The organism is Leptolyngbya sp. FACHB-60 (assembly GCF_014695775.1).
GTDB lineage: Bacteria > Cyanobacteriota > Cyanobacteriia > Phormidesmidales > Phormidesmidaceae > Nodosilinea.
Genome location: NZ_JACJOX010000017.1, coordinates 229,787 through 251,881 on the forward strand (window position 1 = coordinate 229,787; position 22,095 = coordinate 251,881).

Below are 22,095 nucleotides of genomic sequence, written 5' to 3' on the forward strand. Positions count from 1 at the left end.
TTGAGCGCTTGGGCGTTTCGCAACCAAGCTACTTCCCATTTTCTGATTATCCGACGTTGCCCAAACATTTTCTACCAGAACGTTAACCATGCTTACGAATACTACACCTGCTGTCGAATCCAGACCATTGCCCCGTCAACCGCGCCAGATTTTATCGGCGGCGGCCTTGGCCACCCTCAACCAGCGATCGAACTGGGCTGGGGGCAGTCAGTTTTTGGGCCACTTGGCAGTGACGGCCGTTAGCGGCTACCTTTGGGCCACCGCTCCCCTAGGGCTAGCGCTGCCCGCCTTGATAGTCTACGGGGCTAGTCTGGCGCTGATGTTTTGTGCCATGCATGAAGGCTGTCACCGCACTGCTTTCGCCAACCCCCGTCTCAATGACGGAGCCGCCTGGCTGGCAGGGCTGCTGTCGTTTTATAACAGCACGTTTTACCGGCGCTACCACAAGTGGCACCACCGCTACACCCAGATCCCCGGCAAAGACCCTGAGCTAGAAGACTACAAGCCTACCAGCTTAAGCAATTACGCTTGGCAGATGAGCGGCATTCCCTGGTGGATTGGCAAGGTGCGCTGCCACAGCAAAGTCGCCATGGGGCAGCTAGACGGACTCTATTATCTCCCCGAAAGCTCCCACGCTGAGGTGGTTCGCTCGGTGCGGCTTCAGCTGTTAACCTACGCGGCGGTGATTGTGGTCTCTGCGCTGCTGGGTCACCCCTGGGTTTTGTTCACCCACTGGATGCTGCCGCTGGCAGTGGGTCAACCCCTGCTGCGGTTTGTGCTGCTGGCCGAGCACACCGGCTGCCCCAATGACGCCGACCCATTGATTAACACCCGCACCACACTCACCCTCTGGCCCCTGCGCTGGCTAATGTGGAACATGCCCTACCACGCTGAGCACCACCTTTACCCGTCAATTCCCTTTCAGGCGCTGCCGATGGCCCACGAGCAGCTCAAGCCCTACTTTGCCTGCATAGATGCTGGCTATGTGTGCGCTAACCGCAGCATTGTGGCGGATTTTAGCTAATGGGTATGGCCACACCAAGGCGGTTTACGCTTCAGGAATTTCCCCTCCAGTGCGGCGTTGTCCTGCCCCAAGTGGAAGTGGTGTATCAGGTCTATGGAGAGCTGAATAGTCATCACAACAACGCTATCCTCTACACCACGTCCTACGGAGCCCAACACACTGATGTTGACTGGCTGGTGCGCCCCGGCGGCATCCTTGACCCCGATCGCTGGTGCGTGGTGATGGTCAACATGTTGGGCAATGGCCTCTCGACCTCGCCCAGCAATGACCCGGCTACCGCTCAGCCCGGCGTCTACTTCACCCACTACGACAACGCGCGCGCCCAGTTTGCCCTAATTACGCAAGAACTGGGAATTGACCAGCTAGCCTTAGTCTATGGCTGGTCGATGGGGGCGCAGCAGGGCTACCACTGGGGCGCGCTCTACCCCGATCGCGTGCAGCGCTTAGCCACCCTCTGCGGCACCGCCAAAACCACCGATCACAACAAAATTTTTCTCTACAGCCTACGAGCCGCTCTGACCAGTGACCCCACCTGGAACGGCGAACGGTTTGAGGGCACCCCCGATCGCGGCTTTCACACCTTTGCCCAGATCTATGCCAGTTGGGCGGCCTCCCAGGCCTACTACCGGGCCAAGCCCTACCTAGCTTGGGGCTACGACTCCCTTGAAGACTACATTTTGCGCGGTTGGGAGGCGGGCTATCGCAAGCGCGATCCCCACAATCTGCTGGCCATGATCGACACCTGGCTGCGCTGCGATGTGAGCAATAACCCGGTTTACCAGGGCGGCTACGCCAAAGCAATGGAGTCCATCACCGCCAAAACCTTGGTTATGCCCGCCACCACCGATCTGTACTTTACTCCTGAGGATTGCGCAGCCGAGGCAGCAATGATCCCCGATGCGGAGTACCGGCCTATCCCCTCAATCTGGGGGCATCGGGCGGGCAACCCCTACCAAAACCCTGAAGACGAGGCGTTTATCCAAGGGGCGATCGCAGCGCTTTTAGGTCAATGACCCCTTCAGCTAGGGTTCAAGCTGCACAGACGGTTCACACTGCACCGGAAAGTTCACCGAATTAGCAATAAAGCACTTTTGATGGGCCTGCCCGTGGAGCTGTGCCGCCAGCTCTGAATCGCTCTGCGGCGCAATGGTAACAATGGGCCGGAGTAAAACCTTAGAAAACTGCCCGCCGCCGTCCCTCGTTTCCATCATTGTGCCGATTGGGTAGTCGACATAGCGGGTGACAATCACCTGGGCCTCGGCACACAAATGCAGGTACCACAGCATATGGCAGCTCGACAGCGAGGCGACCAGCAGCTCTTCGGGATTGTATTTGGTTTTGTCGCCCCGAAAGACTGGGTCGGCAGAGGCGGCGATCGCCGGTTTGTCGTCAGCGGTGATGGTGTGAGCGCGATCGTAGGTGCCATAGCTCTGAGTGCCCGACCCGGTGTTGCCTGTCCAGGTCACTTCCACTCGGTAGAGATGGGGCTTTGATTTGGTCATACTAGTCCTCGCCAGTGCAGCGATCGTTGTGCCATCGTTTTCACAAACTCGTCTTTGTCATCCATGCAACCGTCAATGTCGTTGGGGTACTGCGCCGCCAGGGTGCGCTTGAGTTCACTGTACTGCTCGGCACAGTCGGGGTGAGCGATCAATGAATTGGAGGAAACCTGAACCTGTTTCGTAGCGATTCGCGAAGCGTAAAGCCTATGGCATTCAGAAACGGAAACCGACTCGGAACGAGTATCCTTGCAGGAATTGCAGCAGCCTACTACAGATCTAGGGAGAGAAGGACGCGATCGCGGCACCAAATGCCGTTTTCGTAAATTGGCTCTGGGTAGGTGCGCACAAAGTAGTCGCGATCGATCGACTCTAGCCGAAAGCCCATCTTTTGATAAAACGCCAGTTGGGCAATGCCAGAGTTGCCGGTGCCCAGCACCATGCGCTTAACGCCCTGCTGGCGCGATCGCTCCACGGCTGCCGCCAGCAGCAACTTCCCCAGCTTTTTGCCCTGGTAGCTGGGGGCAACGGCAATATTCATCACCTCGACCATCTGCGGAGCGCGATTCAGCAGCACCACTACTGCAATCACAGCATTCCCCTCGATCAACCCCAGCACCGTAGATTGATGAATATAAGCGTCAATCAGCTCTCGCGACGGATCGGCATCCAGCAGTAGGGGCCAGGGCCATTCTGCTGGGGTGAGGTCTTTTACCTGCATGGCCTGTCCAAGCATTTGTGGGCTAGTGTACACAGCAAACGTGAAGAACGAAAACCCATTGGAATAGCCCTCAGCAAAAAAGGGCATCCCATGGGACGCCCTTTTTCACAACTACTGTTAAGCCTGAGGCCCTAAGCACCTCAGAGTCAGAAGACTAGTTCTCTAGAACAACCTTAGCTACCATGCCAGCGCCACGGTGGGGAGCGCAGTAGTAGGTGTAGGTACCAGCAGGCATGTCGCTGGTAAAGGTGGTGGCGTAGTTTTCGCCGGGGGCAAAGGTCAGCTGGGTGTGGGAAATGCTGTCAGCCAGAGCCTTGTCGCCGGGCACGCTAGCAGCGTCAAACACGACGTTGTGGGGGGCCATTTTATTGTTGACCCAGGTCACGGTGTCGCCGGGCTTAACGGTGACAGTGCTAGGTTCAAACACCAGCAGACCTGCATCAGAACCCATTTTCACATCGTAGTTGCTGGCCGCAGCAGGGGCAGAGGCCAGGGTGAGAGTACCCACCACTAACAGAGCAGACAGAATAACCAAGCCCAAACGCTGGGCGGCGCGAAATACACGTTGCATAACTACCTCTAAAGCTCGTATCTCTAGTTCAATCAGTCAGGGGCTGCTGAACAGCCTTCCTATGGCATATTACCTGCTTTAAGCGGTAACTTGGGGCCTCAGCCCTGGAGTAATTGCCGTCCCCGGCCACCTGCGAAACTCTGCAAACAGCAGTTTCAGGTGCAAACTCCAGAGCTTAATCCATCAGACGATGGGGCAGTTCCCAAGTAACCTAACCATCCCTAGACTTGAGGAGCAGAGAAGCGGGTTTTGCCAGCTCCCCACATGTCGCCAATCACATTGGGCTGAAGCAGAATATGGCCTGAAATCGCCACGAGATCTTCCTCGGTCAAACTACGCATTTTGGGGAAGATATCAGCACTCTTTTTGCTGGGGTGTACCTGAGAAATATCGCTCAGACCGTCGTAGGTCATCGGCTCTTTCAGGTAGGCCACCAGGGCTTCAAGGTTATCGCGGGGAGGCAAGGAACCGGCTAAGGAGTCCGGATCAAGGCCAACAGTGGGGTTGGTTTTGGTGATGCCCCCGACGTGGCAGGTGCCACAGGCGTAGTTAAACTGGCGACGGCCACGGGTTACCTGCTCTAGGGACAGCACATAGGTGTCCCCTGCGGAATTGAGCTGTATGGTACGAGTGGCCTCATCTAGCTCAGCCGCGACAGCGTCTCCCATGACCAGGTGGCTGACAAAGAAGAGTGCGACCGCAACTAGCCAAATGCATCTCTTCAACATGGTTCTCCTCGAATGTATAGGGCTTGGGTATGAAATCAACACAGCTATGTTAAGTCCAGCTCAGGCGCTGTCGTTTTCCGTTAGGCAAAATTTCAGCTCTCAGCTTGGATTTAGATGTAATTCAACGGAGTTTTCCCCATTAAATTATTCACGTAATGTCTATCATGCCACCGAAGGGGGCCATTCCCAATGTTTCGCCGCTATAAATCGACGCCAATGTGGGTTGGCTCTGCGGCACTGAGGCCATTAGCCCAAGGGGTGTGGCCATCGACGGGGGGGATGGTGGCGATCGGCTGGTGCAGACGAATCAGCTGAGCCAGGGTCTGCTTGAGCTGGGTGCGCGGCACAATCGAGTCGACAAAGCCGTGTTCGCGCAGGTATTCGGCGGTTTGAAAATTGTCGGGCAGTTTTTCGCGCAGGGTTTGCTCGACGACGCGGCGACCGGCAAAGCCGATAGTGGCCTTGGGTTCAGCCAAAATGATGTCTCCCAGCATAGCGAAGCTGGCAGTGACGCCCCCAGTAGTGGGGTGAGTGAGCACCGGCATGTAGAGCAGCTTGGCAGCCTGGTGCTGCTGGAGTGCGCCCGAAATTTTGGCCATCTGCATCAGGCTGAGCATGCCTTCCTGCATGCGGGCTCCACCGGAGGCACAGACGATGATTACCGGACGGCTAGTGGCGGTGCCGCGCTCGATCATGCGGGTGAGTTTTTCGCCCACCACCGAGCCCATGCTGCCGCCCATGAAGCGAAAGTCCATGACGCCGAGGGCGACGGGCAAGCCATCTAGCTCACCCAGGCCGGTTTGCACGGCGTCGGTGAGTTTGGTTTTGGCCTGGGTATCGCGCAGGCGATCGCCGTAGCCCTTGCGATCCTTAAACTTGAGCGGATCTTGAGGCTGAATGTGGGCGTCGAGGGGCTGCCAGGTGTTGGCGTCGATCAGCTGGCGAATGCGCTCGTCGCTGAAGATGCGGTGGTGGTGACCACAGTCGCCACATACCCACTGGTTGGTACGCAAATCTTTGGTGTAGGTGAGAACGTCGCAGTGCTCACACTTCGTCCAGAGACCGTCGGCAATTTCTCGCTCCTGGCGGTCTTCGCTAATGGGACCTGACTTACGGCGATTGGCAAACCAGTCGAACAGAGACATGCGTTGGTTCATCGACGACAGAACGACCTAAGAGTGTTCGTTTTGAACACACACCCCATCCTACCGGGTTTGCTCCTTCTTCGATAGATAGACTCCGATAGATGGGCTGATCCAGATGCCGTGTTGTAACTGCTGATGTCCTGATTTGAGCTGTGCCAGAACCAGAGCCAATACAGCTTTACGCCTGTTCGCTACTTTGTCGTCATGATGTAAACCCCGTCCCAGTCTTCGGGGGGTGGCTGCACTAGGTATTGTCGGGCGCGGCTCAGGTGAACGGTCACGGCTTTGTCGTCGGGGCGCATCTGCTGGGCCTGCTCAAATAGGCGCAGAGCTTGCTCAAACTGCATGGCCGTGTAGGCGCTGCGAGCCTGGGCGTAGAGGTCGAGAAAGGCTTCGGTGCCGGGGGTGAGCGGGGCGTCGCGCTGGTCGATGAGTTCGTAGATGCCAACGGCCCGCTGTTTGCCTTTAACCTGGGTGCGATCTAGCTCGCGAGCCCAAATTTTGTCGGCGCAGAGGGCATAGGTGTACTCGCTGATTACGATGTCGCAGCCATATTCTTTGGTCACTCCCTCTAGGCGGGAGCTGAGGTTAACTCCATCGCCGATGACGGTATATTCCATTTTGCGCTGAGAGCCAATGTTGCCCGAGACGACTTCGCCGGAGCTGACGCCAATGCCAATGCGAATTTTGGGTTGCCCTAAAGCTCCTCGCTCACCATTGAACTTGGCCAGCCGTCGCCGCATGTCGAGGGCGCTTTGCACAGCAGCCCAGGCGTGGTTGGTCAGGGGCAAAGGCGCACCAAACACCGCCATCAGCGCGTCGCCAATGAACTTATCGAGGGTGCCCTCGAAATGAAACACCGACTCCACCATGGTTTCGAAGTAGGCGTTGAGCATTTCGACGACTTTGTCGGCTTCCAGGTCTTCGGTCAGGGTGGTGTAGCCGCGAATATCTGAGAAGAGCACCGTAACATCTTTGCGCTCACCTTTCATGAGCAGATCATCGCCCAGGGCCATTACCCGCTCGGCGACACCGGGGGTCATGTAGCGGTAGAGGGTGCTTTTCATCCGTTTTTCTTGGCTGATGTCTTCGAGCACTAGCAGGCCGCCCAGCACGCCGCCCTCGGGGTTAGTCAAGGGGTTAACGGTGAGATTGATGCTGCGCTCAATGATCTGCACCACCTCTTTGGGTACCGGAGTCGCGGACGGATCGCCCCAGGGGTGGTAGAGGGCAGGATTGTCGTTGTCGGGCAGGGCCAGCGTTGAGATGGGGTCTAGCTCAGTGCCGGGGCCGGGGGCGATCGCCACCCGCAAACTCTGCTCTGGCACGTAGTGGCGCGCTCCGCTTTTGAGGCTGTCTTCAATGCGAAAGCGCAGGCTCTCCACGGGGATCGTCTCCCACACTGGACGGTGGAGTAGGGCAGAGCACCAGCGATCGCGAATAGTGCGGCTGTAGTCGGTGTCTTCGGGGCAGCCGATCAGCTGTAGGGCGGCATCGTTGATGGTGATAATTCGCCCCTCCATATCGGTGGAAATTACCGCATCAGAGAGACTTTGCAGAATGTCTTTTTGGTACTGCTTTTCGACTAAGACGCTTTCAAACAGCTTGGCATTTTCTAGGGCGACGCCTGCCTGAATGTTGAAGGCCCGCATGAAGGCTTCGTCGGAGGTGGTGAAGGTGCCTTGGGCCTTGTTGATCAGCTGGGTAACGGCAATCAGCTTACCGCCCGAGTCATATACCGGCATGCAGAGGATATTGCGAGTGCGGTAGCCAGTGCGCTTATCAGCATCGGGGTTAAAGCGGGGATCTTGATAGGCATCAGGGATGTTGAGCACCTCGCCTGTGGTGGCCACGTGGCCCACAATGCCGCTACTGATAGGAATGCGTAGCTCTACCAGCGATTTGCCGTCGCCCGACTTCACCTTCGACCACAGATCGCCGCTCTCGTCGTCGATCAGCCACAGAGTGCTGCGATCGGCTTGCATGAGCTGACGGGCTTCTCCCATTACCGATTGCAGGGTCTTCTCCAGATCCAAACTCTGCTCCAGCGACGAAATCGCCTTCAGCAAAGCGGCCACGCCTTTCTGGTTGCGAGCTGCAATATAGAACGAGTTACAGCTTTCGAGGATGACCCCTAGGGACTCGGCAAACTCTTTAAAGTGGCGCTCGTCCTGCTCGTCGAAGGGGGCGTGGTTGAGCTTGTTGAGCAGCTGCACCACCGCCACAATGTTGTCGGTCTTTTTACTTAGCACCGGCATGCAGAGAATGCTGCGGGTGCGGTAGCCGGTCTTTTTATCGTAGGTGGGGTCAAAGCGCTCGTCGGCGTAGGCGTCGGGGATATTCAGCGGCAGCACGTGGGTGGCCACGTGGCCCGAGATGCCCTTACCCATAGGGACGCGAATTTCGAGCGATCGCTCCCCATCCCCCTGGGCAATCTTCGACCACAGCTCCTGTTTTTCCTGATCCACCATAAAGATAGTGGTGCGCTCAGCCTGGAGAATCTGGCCAATTTTGAGGGTAAACGCCTCCAAAATCTGCTCCAGCATGACCTCCAACGACTCGTTGTTGATCATGTCAATGGCGCGCAGAAAATGCTCAAACTCCGCCGTAATTTGGTCGAGCAGGCTGATGAACTGCGGGGTGGGCAGATCGCGCACCCGGTTAGTGAGGGAACTGTGCTGGTTGACCAAAGACAGCGCGGTGATCATGCTGCGGTCGATCTGAGTTGCCATAGGAACCCTACTCAAGCGTGGCAAAGGGCAAGAACGAAAGCAAAGGGCGCAGTTGGTCGTGGGGGTTTGGTCGGGGTAATGTCGTGGCGCACAGAGCTATTGGCCATCTCAACCAGTCGGCCAAGGAGACACTTTTTTCCCCACCGCAACTACCCTTGGGGAGTTAGGGGTGAAACCCCCTAAACACCTCTTACTCTAACCGTATACCTCAAGGCGTAGGACGGAAAGTTGCGATTCGCACAGAATGCCTCCGCCCTTTGCCTGACCTAGCATACCCAGCCCTCCTTTAAGAATATGAATTTAGGAATGTGGACTGGTCAGCATAGTGGGGGGAAGACCAGCGTCCAGAAAAGCTACAATCTCGGCCCAGGCTCTGTCGGTGGCAGCGGGGTCATAGCGGTAGCCATCGTCGCGCATGAAGGTGTGGTTGGCTGGGTAGATTAGGGTTTTGTGGTCGGTTCCTCCAGTTATTAGAGTGCTGAGAATGATGTCGCGCCCCTCGGCGGGCACGTGGGGGTCTTGATCCCCAAAGATCAGCAGCAGTTGGCCAGATAGTTCACCCAGCCGCTCCAGGGTGTCGGCCCGATCGCGCCCCAGTTTGCCGCTGTGAATGCCGGTGGGGTAGCAGCACACCGCCGCTTTGACGATCGGGTTCAGCGCCGCGCGACAGGCCAGATGGCCGCCGATGCAGAAGCCCACTGTCCCTAGCTGTCCGGGGGCCACAGCGTCTGATGTCTGAAGCCAGTTCAGCGCTGCCGCTGCATCGGCATCGTATTGGGCCACCTTTGTGCGGCTGGCGGCATCGTTGCCCCGCAGGCGACCCAGGTCGTTCGGTTCAATCACGGTGCCGATGGGCTCTAGCCAATGAAAGATTTCTGGAGCTGCCACCACGTAGCCGTATCCCGCCAGGAGATCGGCCAAGCGCAGAATTGGCCCGCCCAGCTGGTAAATATCTGAGTAGAACAAAATGCCGGGATACTGGCCAGGCAGGCTGGGCTCCATCACATAGAGCCGCATCAGGCTATCGTCTATGGTCAACCCCACCTCACGGCGTTTGATTTGCACAACTAACCTCCAACAGAACGATCTATATACTGAGCCAGGATGAATTTGAGAGGGGTAGGTGGATGGTTCAGCATGCTGAACCATCCACCTACCCACCCATCCACCGCTATGGTGGAGGATGATTTAATCAACAAGTGGTTACCCAGAACACAAGCACTGGCATGACGACATTTTTTGCCCCCGATCCTGACCTGCAAACGGCCCTAGAACGGGTACTAGAGCAGGTGCGGGCCGAGTTTGCGTTGACGCCGACTCAAATTGCCGTGACCTGGGTGGTCTATGACCGGCCCTACATCACCAATACAGGCGGGGCCTTAAGTGCCGATGATTTTTGGCAGCACCGCCCTCGGGGGGCTAGCTACCGAGGGGTTGAGCTGATTTACCCGGCCAGCGTAGTGAAGCTGTTTTATCTAGTTGCCGCCCACGAGTGGGTGGAGCAAGGGATGATCCCGCCGTCGGCGGAGCTAGACCGGGCGCTAAAGGACATGATTATGGACTCTAGCAATGACGCCACTTCCCTGGTCGTCGATATGCTCAGCGGCACCACCAGCGGCCCGGAGCTGCCCCCCGGTCCCTTTGAAACCTGGTGTTACCAGCGCAACATTATCAACCGTTTCTTTCAGTCGTTGCCGTGGCCTGAGTTGGTGGGGGTGAATATGAACCAAAAGCCCTGGGGCGATGGACCCTACGGTCGCGAGCGGGCTTTTGTGGGCGAGCACTATGAGCATCGCAATCGGCTCACCACCGATGCCGTGGCCCGGTTGATTCACAGCATTGCTGGCGGAGTGGCGGTGTCGGCAGCGCGATCGCAGACTATGCTCTCCCTCATGGCGCGCCACCAGCCCACCACCCCGCCAGAACCTGGCGAAGAAGACCAGTTCACCGGCTTTTTAGGGGAAGGCCTACCCCAGGGCACTCAGCTCTATTCAAAGGCGGGGTATACCAGCAAGGTGCGCCACGACGCCGCCTACTTTGAGCTATCCAGCGGCGAACCCGGCCTGCTAGTAGCTTTTACCGAAAGCTCTAGGCATAGCAAAAATCGACAAATTTTACCTCGGTTGGCCGATCTTATTGTTCAGCACATGGTCAGTCTATAGAGTTAGGGCCAATGTTCCAAAATGCTGGTCGCCCTTCGAATTGATCTGCCCTAATGTAGAGTCGCGTCTATCCAAAGTAGGTGCAGAATGTTGTCAACATAGCCTCGTCTTTAGGCTGAAGATGGTACAATTCAGCCAATTTCAGAGGCACATGTGGTGTGTGAATCTGTAGCGACGGGAATAGTTTTAACTTTCCTGAATCTCACTACGACATTACGATTTCAAGAGCGATTAATCATTGGCATTTAGCCGATGAGATTTGACTGTTAAAAATCTGAGGAGTGAACGAATCATGGCGTATCTCAAGCAAGTTTCCCTGGCTCTAAGCTTGGCGGCTGTAGCCGGTATGGCTGCCCCGGCCCTGGCCCACAACCACTTGGCCGAGCTAGAGCTGGCCCAAAACAATTTAGCTGAAACAGTCGAAAGCTCCACTGAAGCAACCGCTGAGCCTGTTGTAGCTGACGAAGCTGCCGCCGCTGAAGTGCCCGCTGCGGTTGAAGTGCCCGTCGTTGAGGCGATCGCCCCAGTGGAGTCTGATGCCAGCCTGCTAGCTTTACCCGAGGCTGAGTCGCTAACCGCTGACCAAAGCCTGTTCGATACCGCCGATATTGAGTCGGCTCTGACAGCGGCCACCATTGAAACCACTCCCGCCGCCAGCGATTCTATTGACCTAGCCCAGGGCACCCGCCCAGCCTACGCAATCTCCCCCGCTTACCTGGGCGTGGGCGGCAACATCGGCATCGGCAGTCGCAACGACAGCGGGCTGTCTAGCTTTGGTTTCAACGTCATCAGCAAAATTTCCCTTGGGCCTCGCTTCTCGGTGCGGCCTGGGGCTACCATCACCAACAACCGGTCGAGCTTTACTATTCCGGTGACCTACAACTTCAGCACCTTGAGCTACAACGGGTTCCGTGCCCAGCCCTATGTTGGGGCTGGGGTCGATATTCCCACCAGTGGCGATATCGGTCTGCTGATCAACGCTGGGGCCGACGTACCTATCTCCCGCGACTTTACCTTTAACGCCGTGGGCAACTTCCGAGTTACCAGCGGCTTTGCCCTGGGCATCTCCCTGGGCGTGGGCTACAACTTCCCCTTCATCTTTGAATAAGACTTAGGGATAAACCATCAGGTTGCAGTGCCCCGCTGGGGTAACAGTAGCCATTTATCAGGAAGGGGATCGTGTTTAGGCGCGATCCCCCTCCTTGTATACACGCTGCCAACCGTAGGCTGAATCACGGGGCTGACCTGGGCATTCTGAAGGCACAATTCAGGGTGTGACGATGGCAGAACAGTCCATGGCCTGGGCTAGCGTACTCCAGGCGTTTCAGCAGATTTGGGGCTACAGCGACTTTCGCCCACCTCAGGATGCGATTGTCAGGGCCTTGCTCAACCATCAAGATATTTTGGTCGTCTTGCCCACCGGCGGCGGGAAATCAGTTTGTTTTCAGCTACCAGCGCTGCTTCAGTCGGGCCTGACGCTGGTGGTGTCGCCCCTGGTGGCGCTGATGGAAAACCAGGTGCAAGAGCTGCACGATAAAGCTCTGCCCGCCGCCACTCTCCACAGTCAGCTGCCGCTACCCGTGCGCCACCGCACTCTCAGGGCGCTAGAGCGTCAAGAATTGCGGCTGCTCTACGTTTCGCCTGAGACCTTGCTCAGCCCACCTGTTTGGGAGCGGCTCTGCCAACCGAAACTCCGGCTCAACGGGTTAATTTTGGATGAGGCCCACTGCCTTGTTCAATGGGGTGAAACCTTTCGTCCCGCCTATCGCCGCCTGGGAACGGTACGAAAAGCGCTGCTGGACTGCCGCCCGGCTGGTAGCACCCTACCCATTGCGGCCTTTACCGCCACTGCCGATCCGGCGGCCCAAACCGTTCTGCGCGAAGTGCTACAGCTTCATTCGCCCCAGGTGGTGCGGCTCAACCTCCACCGTCCTAACTTAGATCTGCGGGTGAAGGCTGTGGTCAGCGAGGGCCAGCGCAAGGGCGTGTTAAAGCGCTACCTAGAGCAGCACCCCAACCAGGCGGGGTTGGTCTATGTACGCACGCGTAAAGACAGCGAGGCGCTGGCCCAGCAGTTGGGCGATCGCTATCGAGTAGCGCCCTACCACGCTGGGTTGAGCAGCCGCGATCGCCGCCAGATTGAGGCTGACTGGATGGCCGACAAACTCCAGTTTGTGGTCTGCACCTCGGCCTTTGGCATGGGCGTTAACAAACAGTCAACCCGCTGGGTTGTCCACTATCAAGCCCCCTGCACCATTACCGAATACGTGCAGGAGGTGGGGCGCGCCGGGCGCGATGGCAACACCGCCGAGGCCCTGACCCTGGTGAGCGAGCCAACGGGCTGGCTAGAACCGGGCGATCGCCAGCGGGCTAAATTCTTTGAGGCTCAAACCCAGGCTCTACAGCAAAAGGCCCAGCGCCTGGTGACCCAGATTCCGCCCGAGGGAGACGTGCGCGACATTAGCCAGCAGTTTGAGCACGGGGCTATTTCCCTGTCGTGGCTGCACAGCGTCGGTCAGCTGGAGTGGATGAGCCCATTTCAGTATCAGCTCACCAACGGGCCAGGGCAACCGGTGCGATCGCAGGAATCAGCCAGCCAGCAAATGCATCAGTTTCTCCACAGCCGTCACTGTCGCTGGCAGGCACTACTTATAGCCTTTGGTTTTCGCAGCGAGGCGCAGCGATTGGGCCATTGTGAACATTGTGATAACTGCAACGGCAAACCAGCGGCGGCCCAGCCTCGTCGGTAGCCCGCGAACTAATTGCCGCTTCCCCACGTCTTTTCAGATTTACAGATCTTGAAATGGGTGCATCCAACTTGGGAACTGGGATGAGACATGACCGTAGAATCTGGCCAGGAGAAAGTCAATACTTAACCTACGATCGCAGTTAGCAAGATTGACAATTTGAGAGCTAACACCCCAGATTTTTCTATAGTTTTTGTTACCGTTAGATATCACATTCTCAAGTTTTGCGTTTGATTATTTCAGATAACTCCCGTAGCATGGCGAGAATACCCATACGGTCTCTATGAACATTCTTTTGGTTTATCCCCGCTTTCCCCAAAGCTTTTGGTCGTTTGATAAAACTCTAGAGTTGGTAGGGTTGAAGGCGCAGCTGCCCCCCTTAGGGCTAGTGACCGTAGCGGCGATTTTGCCCCAAACCTGGGACTACAAGCTGGTAGACCGCAACGTGCGGGAAGTGCACGACGACGAATGGCACTGGGCCGACATTGTCATTGTGTCGGCGATGATCGTCCACCGTGTAGACTTTTTAGACACCGTACAGACCGCCAAGCGCTACGGCAAGCTGGTGGCGGTGGGTGGCCCCTACCCCACCGCTATCCCTCAAGAATCTGAAGCCGCTGGGGCCGACTTTTTAATTCTGGACGAAGGGGAAATTACCCTGCCCATGTTTGTGGAGGCGGTGGAACGGGGCGATCGCAGCGGCACCTTCCGCTCCGGCGGCGAAAAGCCCGATGTCACCGGCACCCCCGTGCCCCGCTACGACCTGCTCGAGATGGACGCCTATGCCGAGATGTCGGTGCAGTTTTCTCGCGGCTGTCCCTTCCAGTGCGAGTTTTGCGACATCATCGTGCTCTACGGCCGCAAGCCCCGCACCAAAGACCCCGATCAGCTGCTGGCCGAGCTGCAATGCCTCTACGACCTGGGCTGGCGGCGCAGCATCTTTATGGTCGACGACAACTTTATCGGCAACAAGCGCAACGTCAAACTCCTGCTCAAGGCCATGAAACCTTGGATGGAGGAGCACGGCTATCCCTTCTCCTTTGCCACCGAGGCCTCTGTAGATCTGGCTCAAGATCCAGAACTCATGCAGATGATGGTCGACTGCAACTTCGGCACCGTCTTTTTGGGTATTGAAACCCCTGACGACGACAGCCTGAATATGACCAAAAAGTTTCAGAACATGCGCGACCCCCTCTCGGAGTCGGTAATTTCCATTGCCCAAGCGGGGCTGCGGGTCATGGCCGGGCTGATCGTCGGCTTTGATGGCGAAAAGTCTGGGGCCGGTCGGCGCATCTACGAATTTGTTGAGCAGACCGCCATCCCCACTGCGCTGGTGAGCATGCTGCAAGCTCTGCCCGACACAGCCCTGTCTCACCGTTTAGAGAAAGAAGGCCGTCTGCTGAGCAAGAGCGCCGACATCAACCAGACCACTTTGATGAACTTTGTGCCCACCCGGCCCATTGAAGAAATCACCGAAGAGTACATCCAGGTGTTTTGGGATCTCTACGACCCACTGACGGTGCTCAACCGCACTTTCCGTCACTTTTTAATGTTGGGTGAAGCCCAAAAGCGCAACTACAAAAACCGCACTACTTCTGCCGGTGCCCCCGATATCAACTGGGTCACCATTCGCGCCTTTTTAATTGTGGTGTGGCGGCAGGGTGTGATGCGCAAAACCCGCCTGCGGTTTTGGGTTAACCTGGCCATCATGCTGTGGCGCTACCCGGCAGTGGCAGCCAACTATATATCGGTGTGTGCCCAGGCCGAGCACTTCATCGACTTCCGCCAGATTGTGCGGCAGAACATTGAGGAACAGCTGGCGGCCTACCTGGAAGCCAAGCAAATCACCGATCAGACAGCGGTAGCCACCGCGTCGGTTGAATCTGTAGCTGTGCCTGTTAGCTAGATTTAGCCCTAGCGCTACGTAAAGCGAATCATTGCAAAATGGCCGAGAAACTTTAAGCTTCTCGGCCATTTTTGGCGTGGGTTAAGGGGTTAGTCAAATCTCTGTCTAAAAATGGCAGAAGACGTTACTGATGGCTTGACCCTAGTGGCGCCGCATCCGTCAGGCACGATCGCCGCCACTGTTGATAAGCCCGTTGATAGTCAGCCCAGGCTTTAAGCTGGCCGTCGGGGCCTTCGTAGCGGTGCTTAAACTGCTCCCAGCAGACTTTTTCCATGGGGGCCTCTTATTGTTTAGAAACGGCTTATATAGAAAATTTTGGATCCTAATTTAATAATGACAAAAACCTTGGGATCAGGGTTGACCTTGCAATACAACTTGAGATCCTGATGAATTGAACTCTATGCAGCTAGGTGCTTCTAGATTTAGCGCCATTTCTGGAGAAAGTTGACTGTTAGACACTACATCTAAAAATAATCGGGTATGATGATCGACCATTGGGGCGCTTTACTCGGCTCAGGCGAGAATCTACCGATGCATGTGGGTTTCTACCTCTGGGTGTGGGCGATGCGCCAATCTACGTACTCTCTTGCTAGCAAAAGGCTGATCCCATGGTTCAAGAACTTCCCCGTACCCGGTCGCAGGGGCCATTTCCTGAGGCAGCTCCGGCGGCGTTTCCTGTGTTTTATCGCACCTACAGCCGTCGGGGCGAGGTGGTAGAGGGGCAGCGCGAAACCTGGGATCAGGTGTGCGATCGCACCCTAGCCGGTCTCGTCGAACTCGGTAACCTCACCGCCGACGAAACCGCCCTACTCAACCGCATGCAGCGCCAGGCGAAAGCGCTACCCTCTGGCCGCTGGCTGTGGGTGGGCGGCACCGACTGGAGCAAGCAGCCCGAAAACTTTTCTGGGGCCTACAACTGCACCAGCACCGATGTGGTCGACTGGCGCGCCTTCGGCCTGATGATGGATCTGGCCATGATGGGCTGCGGCACCGGGGCGATTCTCGAACCTAAGTACATCAACCAAATTCCCGCCATTCGCAACCGGCTGATCGTCACCATGGCGGGCGACATTGGTGAAACTCCCGTGGCCGATCGCCACGAAGTCACCGACGTGGCGATCGAGGGCAACCAGGTCACCATTCGGGTCGGCGACAGCCGCCAGGGCTGGGTAAAATCCTACGAAACCCTGCTTGAGCTGTCTACCAACGATCTCTTCACAGGCGACATCGCCGTCACCATCGACCTGCGCGACGTGCGCCCCGCCGGCGAAAAGCTCAAGGGCTTTGGCGGCGTGGCCAACCCCGTCCGGTTATCGCTGCTCTACGATCGCTGCGCCACCATTCTCAACAAGGCGCTGGGTCGCCAGCTCAACTCGGTCGAGTGCTGCTTGCTAATTGACGAAGCCGCCGCCTGCGTGGTGGCGGGCAACATCCGCCGCAGCGCGGGCATGCGCCAGTTCGACAGCAACGATGAACTGGCCGCTAGCGCCAAAGACAACCTCTGGCAGCAGGACAGCGAGGGCAACTGGCGCATCGACCCCGAGCGCGACGTGCTGCGCATGGCCAACCACACCCGCGTCTTCCATACCAAGCCCAGCCTGCAAGACTGCGTCGATTCTGTACGCAAGCAGTTCTACTCCGGCGAAGGGGCCATCCAGTGGGCTGGGGAAGCCAAGCGCCGGGCCGGGGGCGACGATCGCTACGGCCTTAACCCCTGCGGTGAGATCCTAGGAGCCAACTTCCACTGCAACTTGGCAGAGGTACACCTCAACCAGCTCGACCCCAAGAATCTGAAGGATCAAGAAGACGCCTTTACCGCTGCGGCTCTCTCCGTCGCGGTGCTTCTGAATCACCAGTTCCAAGAACCCCGCTACCAGAAGTCGCGCCTGGAAGACCCGATCGTCGGCGTCTCCTTCACAGGGCTATTTGACTTCTTCGTGATTGCCTTTGGAGTCGAGTGGCTGCGCTGGTGGGAGGCAGGCCGCCCCAACACCATGCAGGGGCTTGACTTCAAAGCCAGAGAGAAAGAATTTTTGACTAGATGGAAGGATATTGTGCATCGGGTCGTGGGTGAGTACTGCGATCGCCACAACCTGGTGCGCCCCAACCGCTGCACTACCGTGCAACCGGCGGGCACTAAGTCGCTACTGACAGGCGCTAGCCCCGGCTGGCACCCGCCCAAGGCCCAGCGCTTCATTCGCCGCATCACCTTCCGCAAAAATGACCCTGTGGCGATGGCCTGCATCGATTACGGCTACTCCATCGTGCCCTCCCAGTCGGATAAGGATGAGAACGGCGGTTTGCTTGACGATCCCTTTGATCCCCGCTGCACCGAGTGGTTGGTCGAGATTCCGGTCGAGGTGCCCTGGGCGAATGTGCCTGGGGCCGACGAAATCGCCATTGAGAAATTCTCGGCGGCTGCCCAGTTCGACTTCTACATGCAGGTGCAGAAGCACTACACTACCCACAACACCTCCGCCACCATCGAGTTTCGCGAACCCGAGCTAGAGTCGCTGGCCGAGCGCATTTACCAAACCATCCAAAACGACGAAGGCTACATTTCTGCCGCCCTGCTGGCCCGGTTCGACGACCTACAAACCTTCCCCCGCCTGCCCTTTGAACCGATCGACAAGGCCACTTTCGAGGCTCTCAAGCAGCAGGTAGAAGCGCGGCGCGGCACCGAAAACTTCCACGCTGCCCTGTCGCGCTACGACGCGGGCGAGGTGATCGAGGCTGGCCCCGCTGGCTGCGACTCCGACAAGTGCATGATGCCGGAGAAAAAGCCCGACTAGATCGAGCCTGTTAGCCCGTTGAGACGAGAGAGACAGCGAAAGGGGTTCCTGACTTGTGCAGGAACCCCTTTTTTCTTAGTCGGGCATTGAAGAAAGCCAACAGGTGAAGCCTGGGTTAGAACAGTCCAAAAAGCCAAGATTCAAGCTCGACCGGCACTCTTTTCATTTTTCGTTCTTTTGCTATAGCCTTGCCTTGAATATGGTTGTGTCACATACGAACGCAAAAAAACCGATTCAAAACCTGTACCCCTTACCCCCCATGGTGGGGATTAACGTGGGGAATTAGCGAGTGGGGCTTCTCCAAGCCGTGGGCTTCCATTAACGCCCGATCGCCCATAATCTGGCGGGGGCAACCGTCGGCAATGATGCGGCCTTCGTCGATCAGAATGACGCGATCGCACACCTCCAGCACAAACTCCAGATCGTGGGAGGAGATCAGCACAGTTTCGGAGGAGTTTTGCAAAAAGCGAATCAGGCGGCGACGGGTGCGCAGGTCGAGGCTGGCAGTGGGTTCGTCGTAGAGAATGATCTGGGGGGTCATGGCCAATAGACCGGCGATCGCTACCATCTGCTTTTCGCCGCCCGACAGGTGGTGGGGCAGGCGATCGAGCAGGTGGGCGATGCCTGCCATATCGGCAGCTTGGGCGACGCGCGCCTCCACCTCAGCCGGGTCGAGGCCCATGTTTTGGGGGCCAAAGGCCAGGTCATCGCGCACCGAGGCCGAGAATAACTGATCGTCTGGATCCTGGAAGAGCAGACCGACTTCTGGGCGAAACTGGCCGGGTTTGAGGGGTTCGCCAAACAGGTGAATGCCCCCAGCGGCGGGAGCCAGCACACCGCACAGCAGCATAAATAGCGTGGTTTTGCCGCAGCCGTTGTGGCCAATAATGCCGACGCGATCGCCCTCGCCGATCGTCAGCGAAATATTCCCCAACACCTCGGGCTGATCGGGGTAGCCAAAGCAGAGGTCGTGGGCCGAGATCGCTTCCCGCTGAGGCTTTTGGGCCAAGGCTAAGGGGTCAAACCCAGTTGAGATCGAGTTCATCATAGGCGTATCCATCACAGGCGCAAAAGTCCTTCAGCGATTACTAGGCTCACCGCCGCCGTCAGCACCGCCGCCGCCAGCATCCAGCTCAAGGTACTGGGCTGCGCCGCTGCACTTTGGCCCGCCACTACTTTTCCTCCATAGCCGTAGCCCCGCAGTCGCATGGCCCGGTAGACCCGGTCAGACTGCTCATAGCTGCGAATCAGCAAATTGCCCGCCAGCATCGCCAGCTGCTGCATCATCTGACCGTTCACTCGCAGCCAGCGCTGCCGCCGCTGGCCAAAGCCCCGCAGCCGCATGGCCTGCTGCATAGTGGCCAGCATGGCGGCGATCTCAAACAGATAGCGGTACGAGAGCAGCGTCATATCGGCCAAGATCGTGGGCAGACCGAGCGATCGCATCGCGTTTAGCAGGGTCAAAAACGGTGTCGTCCCCAGCAAAATAAACCCCAGCGTCAAAATCGACAAAAACCGCCCCACAATTAGCAGCGTCGCCTGCAACCCCTCCTGGCGTAGGGTCAGCCAACCCCATTGCCCCAGCACCGTATCGCCCACCGTCAGCGGCAGCACCACTACCAGCGACAGAATAAATAGCCCCGGATAGCTCAGCCGCTGTCGCAAAAACGACACTGGCAGCCCAGATAGCCCGTACAACGCGGCCGCCAGCGCCAGCATCCAGGGCACCAGGGTGAGCTGGCGCACCATGGCAAAGGCAAACATCAGCGCCACCAGACTGACCAGCTTCAGCCGGGGCGACCAGCGGTGAATCACTGACTCACGGTGCACATAGGTATCGAAGCTAGCGGCTCCCATAGTGGCCTATCCCTCCAGCAGCTCAGGCTTCACCCGGCGCAAAAACAGCACCAGCATGGTTGTAAACATGCCTTCAATTATGGCCAGGGGCACGTGACCCACCGACAGCGTCAGCACCGCCGCCTGCTCTGCCCCCGCATTGAGTTCGGCGGGAATGTTAAAAATAATCAGTGCCAGAAAGATCAGGGCCGCGATCCCCAGGCCCAGAGCACCGCCTAGAAACGCAAATACGCCCGTGCGAGTCGGCTCTGTTAAGGGCTTACCCAAAGAATTACGCAGCTGAAAGATGTGGTAAGCCGCTAGCGCCGGAATCCCCATCATCACCGCGTTAACGCCCAAGGTCGTGATGCCCCCATGGCCAATCACCAGCGCCTGAAAAAATAGGCCAATCAGAATAGCCGGAAAGGCAAAATAGCCCAGCACCACCCCCAGCAGCCCGTTCAAAATCAGGTGGACACTGGCGGGTGGCACCGGAATATAAATAGACGAGGCCACAAAAAACGCCGCCGTCAACAGCGACGCCTTGGGAATTTCGGCAGCGGGGTCGGGCTTCCGGTTAATCTGCCGCAGGGAATACCAGGTAGCTACTCCAGTCATGGCGTACCCAGCCGCGCAGACCTGGGCTGGTAAGATTCCGTCGGGAATGTGCACTAGCGCTTGCCTCTGGCAAAGAATAGAGCGGTGCCGATAAAGCCCCAGATTACAGAGCCAATAGTAATACCCTGCTGCACTGGGGATAGGCCAGTACTAGGAGAGATTAAAGAATTGGGATCTGCTTCCGCCTCTGCCCCAGGGTCAGACCCAGGGTCAGAAGCAGAGTTCTCAGGGGAGGGGGCTTCCACCGGAATGATGGTCACTACCCCATGCCCCGCCTGGCGCACCATGACTTCCCAACTGCCGGGCTGGTCCGCGTCTGGGGTAAAGCTAAACCGTCCCTGGTCATCGGTAGTACCTTGTTGCCAGGGTTCGGCGAGTTGATTTGGAGCATAGACCAGCACCTGGGCGTTAGCCATTGGCTCACCGGTCTCAAATTGAGCGTTGATCTCAACACTGCTGACTTGGCGATGCTCTACCGTGACGCCATGGGCGATCGCCGGCAACGCCCAACCAGCCCAGCCTAGGGTCAATACCAATGTCAGGTTTAGTCTCATAGGGTAGCCAGCTTAGTTTCTGCACAGTGGCCTTCGCCCACATGGCCCAGGCTTGGCAAGATCGAGAGAAATGTCGTGTAATCAGCCTCCGACAGCTCCGCCTGTAGGGCAGCGCTATCGACATCGACCACGCCATTTTTGGCCAGAGCCGCCAGGGGCTCAAAGCCCAAGGCACCGGTATTGATGCCGTCGTCAGCGGGGGCACTGCCGTCGCCAAACAGGTGGTCAAAGTGGAAGGTAGCCTCTAGGTCGGCTGCTTCCCCAGCGGTGAGAATGCCCTTGCGATCGTCGCCCACAAAGTCGCCGCAGGTAAAACCCAGTTCTTCATTCACCTTGACGGTAAACGGAATCGCTTCGCCCTCTTTGGTGGCCGTGCCCCGCATCCAGATAGAGTAGCCTTCTGAAGGGCCGCTTTCGGCAGGCACCATGCGCCAGGCCAGGGCATTAAAGCGCCCTGCCGGAGCCTCTACCTCACCCACGGTTACGGGCTCAGCCGCTTCATCGCCCTCGGCCAGATCGACCACTTGGGTACCGTCTACCTTAACTTCGGCCTTGGCCTCCAGGGTATCGTCCAACTCAGGGTCAAAGGGGGGGTCGGTCTGGGCAGCAGTGATGTCGGCGAGAGACACGTAGAGGTTGTCAAACTCGATTTCCCAGCCGTCTTTGGTGGTAAACCCCTGGCGCACAAAATCTTCGCCATTGGCGCGAATCACCAGGGTGCCGCTTTCGCCCTCGGCACTGGCGGTTTCGGTGGTTTCGGTAGTTTCAGCCTCAGGAGCTGTGGCGGTAGGGCTTTCGCTGCCGCAGCCAGCCAGCACACCCAGGGCCAAAAAGCCCAGCGTGCTTACCGCGAAAGCTTTGAGAGAATTGCGTTGCATAGTACCCATAGCCATAAATTAACTTCATCTAAGTCTTGCCGTGAAGCATTAATGGTAGGAGATTACCAAGCTTGGCGCTGGGCTTGACCTCACTTAGGGTTGATGCTGAGTTGCGCTCATCCATACCAAACGCTCTAAGACTCATGCTCCAACCTGTTTACTTAACCCCGAGAACCCAGAAA

General features: G+C 57.5%; 21 protein-coding genes. 7 read left to right on the forward strand and 14 right to left on the reverse strand.

The genetic code is table 11. The features are described from left to right. Positions 1-88: 88 nt before the first annotated feature. Positions 89-1,024 (forward strand): fatty acid desaturase, encoded by a 936-nt coding sequence (locus tag H6F57_RS05855; protein ID WP_190627693.1) that lies wholly within the window; start codon positions 89-91, stop codon positions 1,022-1,024. A gap of 5 nt (positions 1,025-1,029) precedes the next feature. Continuing rightward, positions 1,030-2,037, forward strand: coding sequence for an alpha/beta fold hydrolase (locus H6F57_RS05860; protein WP_190627690.1), 1,008 nt, complete (start codon positions 1,030-1,032; stop codon positions 2,035-2,037). Positions 2,038-2,046: 9 nt separating this feature from the next. Here the strand turns inward: H6F57_RS05860 and H6F57_RS05865 are convergent, their stop codons facing one another. The 8 genes from H6F57_RS05865 to H6F57_RS05900 all read right to left on the reverse strand — a co-directional run bounded on the left by H6F57_RS05865 (position 2,047) and on the right by H6F57_RS05900 (position 9,485). After that, positions 2,047-2,526, reverse strand: coding sequence for an OsmC family protein (locus H6F57_RS05865; RefSeq protein WP_190627688.1), 480 nt, complete (start codon positions 2,524-2,526; stop codon positions 2,047-2,049). Further along, on the reverse strand, positions 2,523-2,831 hold the full coding sequence (locus H6F57_RS27910; RefSeq protein ID WP_199289738.1) for a GrpB family protein: 309 nt from the start codon (positions 2,829-2,831) through the stop codon (positions 2,523-2,525). The genes H6F57_RS05865 and H6F57_RS27910 overlap by 4 nt, the downstream gene beginning before the upstream one ends. Next, positions 2,795-3,277 (reverse strand): GNAT family N-acetyltransferase, encoded by a 483-nt coding sequence (locus H6F57_RS05875; RefSeq protein WP_199289737.1) that lies wholly within the window; start codon positions 3,275-3,277, stop codon positions 2,795-2,797. The genes H6F57_RS27910 and H6F57_RS05875 overlap by 37 nt, the downstream gene beginning before the upstream one ends. A gap of 121 nt (positions 3,278-3,398) precedes the next feature. Further along, the gene (gene petE / locus H6F57_RS05880) at positions 3,399-3,815 is read right to left on the reverse strand and encodes a plastocyanin (RefSeq protein ID WP_190627685.1); all 417 of its coding nucleotides are present in this window, start codon (positions 3,813-3,815) and stop codon (positions 3,399-3,401) included. A 221-nt stretch (positions 3,816-4,036) separates the two neighbouring features. Continuing rightward, positions 4,037-4,543 (reverse strand): photosystem II cytochrome c-550, encoded by a 507-nt coding sequence (gene psbV, locus H6F57_RS05885; RefSeq protein WP_190627683.1) that lies wholly within the window; start codon positions 4,541-4,543, stop codon positions 4,037-4,039. Positions 4,544-4,743: 200 nt separating this feature from the next. Continuing rightward, positions 4,744-5,688 carry an acetyl-CoA carboxylase, carboxyltransferase subunit beta gene (gene accD, locus H6F57_RS05890; protein WP_190627680.1) on the reverse strand — a complete coding sequence of 315 codons (945 nt, stop codon included), beginning with the start codon at positions 5,686-5,688 and terminating at the stop codon, positions 4,744-4,746. A gap of 191 nt (positions 5,689-5,879) precedes the next feature. After that, complete coding sequence (locus H6F57_RS05895; RefSeq protein ID WP_190627678.1) at positions 5,880-8,420, reverse strand: adenylate/guanylate cyclase domain-containing protein; 2,541 nt, start codon at positions 8,418-8,420, stop codon at positions 5,880-5,882. Positions 8,421-8,720: 300 nt separating this feature from the next. After that, positions 8,721-9,485, reverse strand: a complete 765-nt coding sequence (locus tag H6F57_RS05900; protein ID WP_190627676.1) for a dienelactone hydrolase family protein — start codon at positions 9,483-9,485, stop codon at positions 8,721-8,723. Between the two features lie 161 nt (positions 9,486-9,646). Between H6F57_RS05900 and H6F57_RS05905 the strand changes: the two genes are divergently transcribed. The 4 genes from H6F57_RS05905 (at position 9,647) to H6F57_RS05920 (ending at position 15,235) form a co-directional block, all read left to right on the forward strand. Then, positions 9,647-10,582, forward strand: a complete 936-nt coding sequence (locus H6F57_RS05905) for a serine hydrolase (RefSeq protein WP_190627674.1) — start codon at positions 9,647-9,649, stop codon at positions 10,580-10,582. A 292-nt stretch (positions 10,583-10,874) separates the two neighbouring features. Next, complete coding sequence (locus H6F57_RS05910) at positions 10,875-11,690, forward strand: hypothetical protein (protein WP_190627672.1); 816 nt, start codon at positions 10,875-10,877, stop codon at positions 11,688-11,690. Positions 11,691-11,862: 172 nt separating this feature from the next. Continuing rightward, positions 11,863-13,332, forward strand: coding sequence for a RecQ family ATP-dependent DNA helicase (locus H6F57_RS05915; protein ID WP_190627669.1), 1,470 nt, complete (start codon positions 11,863-11,865; stop codon positions 13,330-13,332). A 280-nt stretch (positions 13,333-13,612) separates the two neighbouring features. Continuing rightward, entirely contained in the window at positions 13,613-15,235 is a 1,623-nt protein-coding gene (locus tag H6F57_RS05920; protein WP_190627667.1) for a B12-binding domain-containing radical SAM protein, read from the forward strand. A 124-nt stretch (positions 15,236-15,359) separates the two neighbouring features. On the opposite strand, the gene H6F57_RS05925 is transcribed toward H6F57_RS05920, so the two are convergent. Then, entirely contained in the window at positions 15,360-15,509 is a 150-nt protein-coding gene (locus H6F57_RS05925; protein ID WP_190627666.1) for a hypothetical protein, read from the reverse strand. A gap of 334 nt (positions 15,510-15,843) precedes the next feature. Here H6F57_RS05925 and nrdJ point away from each other — a divergent pair, with 334 nt between their 5' ends. Beyond that, positions 15,844-18,027, forward strand: coding sequence for a ribonucleoside-triphosphate reductase, adenosylcobalamin-dependent (gene nrdJ / locus H6F57_RS05930; RefSeq protein ID WP_190627664.1), 2,184 nt, complete (start codon positions 15,844-15,846; stop codon positions 18,025-18,027). A 250-nt stretch (positions 18,028-18,277) separates the two neighbouring features. Here the strand turns inward: nrdJ and H6F57_RS05935 are convergent, their stop codons facing one another. The 5 genes from H6F57_RS05935 to H6F57_RS05955 are packed head-to-tail and all read right to left on the reverse strand — an operon-like array spanning position 18,278 to position 21,922. Then, positions 18,278-19,072 carry an ABC transporter ATP-binding protein gene (locus H6F57_RS05935; protein ID WP_199289760.1) on the reverse strand — a complete coding sequence of 265 codons (795 nt, stop codon included), beginning with the start codon at positions 19,070-19,072 and terminating at the stop codon, positions 18,278-18,280. 14 nt (positions 19,073-19,086) lie between these two features. After that, positions 19,087-19,884 (reverse strand): cobalt ECF transporter T component CbiQ, encoded by a 798-nt coding sequence (gene cbiQ / locus H6F57_RS05940; RefSeq protein ID WP_190627660.1) that lies wholly within the window; start codon positions 19,882-19,884, stop codon positions 19,087-19,089. 6 nt (positions 19,885-19,890) lie between these two features. Then, positions 19,891-20,535 (reverse strand): cobalt transporter CbiM, encoded by a 645-nt coding sequence (cbiM, locus tag H6F57_RS05945; protein WP_190627658.1) that lies wholly within the window; start codon positions 20,533-20,535, stop codon positions 19,891-19,893. Beyond that, positions 20,535-21,035 (reverse strand): carboxypeptidase-like regulatory domain-containing protein, encoded by a 501-nt coding sequence (locus H6F57_RS05950; protein ID WP_199289735.1) that lies wholly within the window; start codon positions 21,033-21,035, stop codon positions 20,535-20,537. The genes cbiM and H6F57_RS05950 overlap by 1 nt, the downstream gene beginning before the upstream one ends. Continuing rightward, the gene (locus tag H6F57_RS05955; RefSeq protein WP_242024894.1) at positions 21,032-21,922 is read right to left on the reverse strand and encodes a DUF4382 domain-containing protein; all 891 of its coding nucleotides are present in this window, start codon (positions 21,920-21,922) and stop codon (positions 21,032-21,034) included. The genes H6F57_RS05950 and H6F57_RS05955 overlap by 4 nt, the downstream gene beginning before the upstream one ends. Positions 21,923-22,095 lie beyond the last annotated feature (173 nt).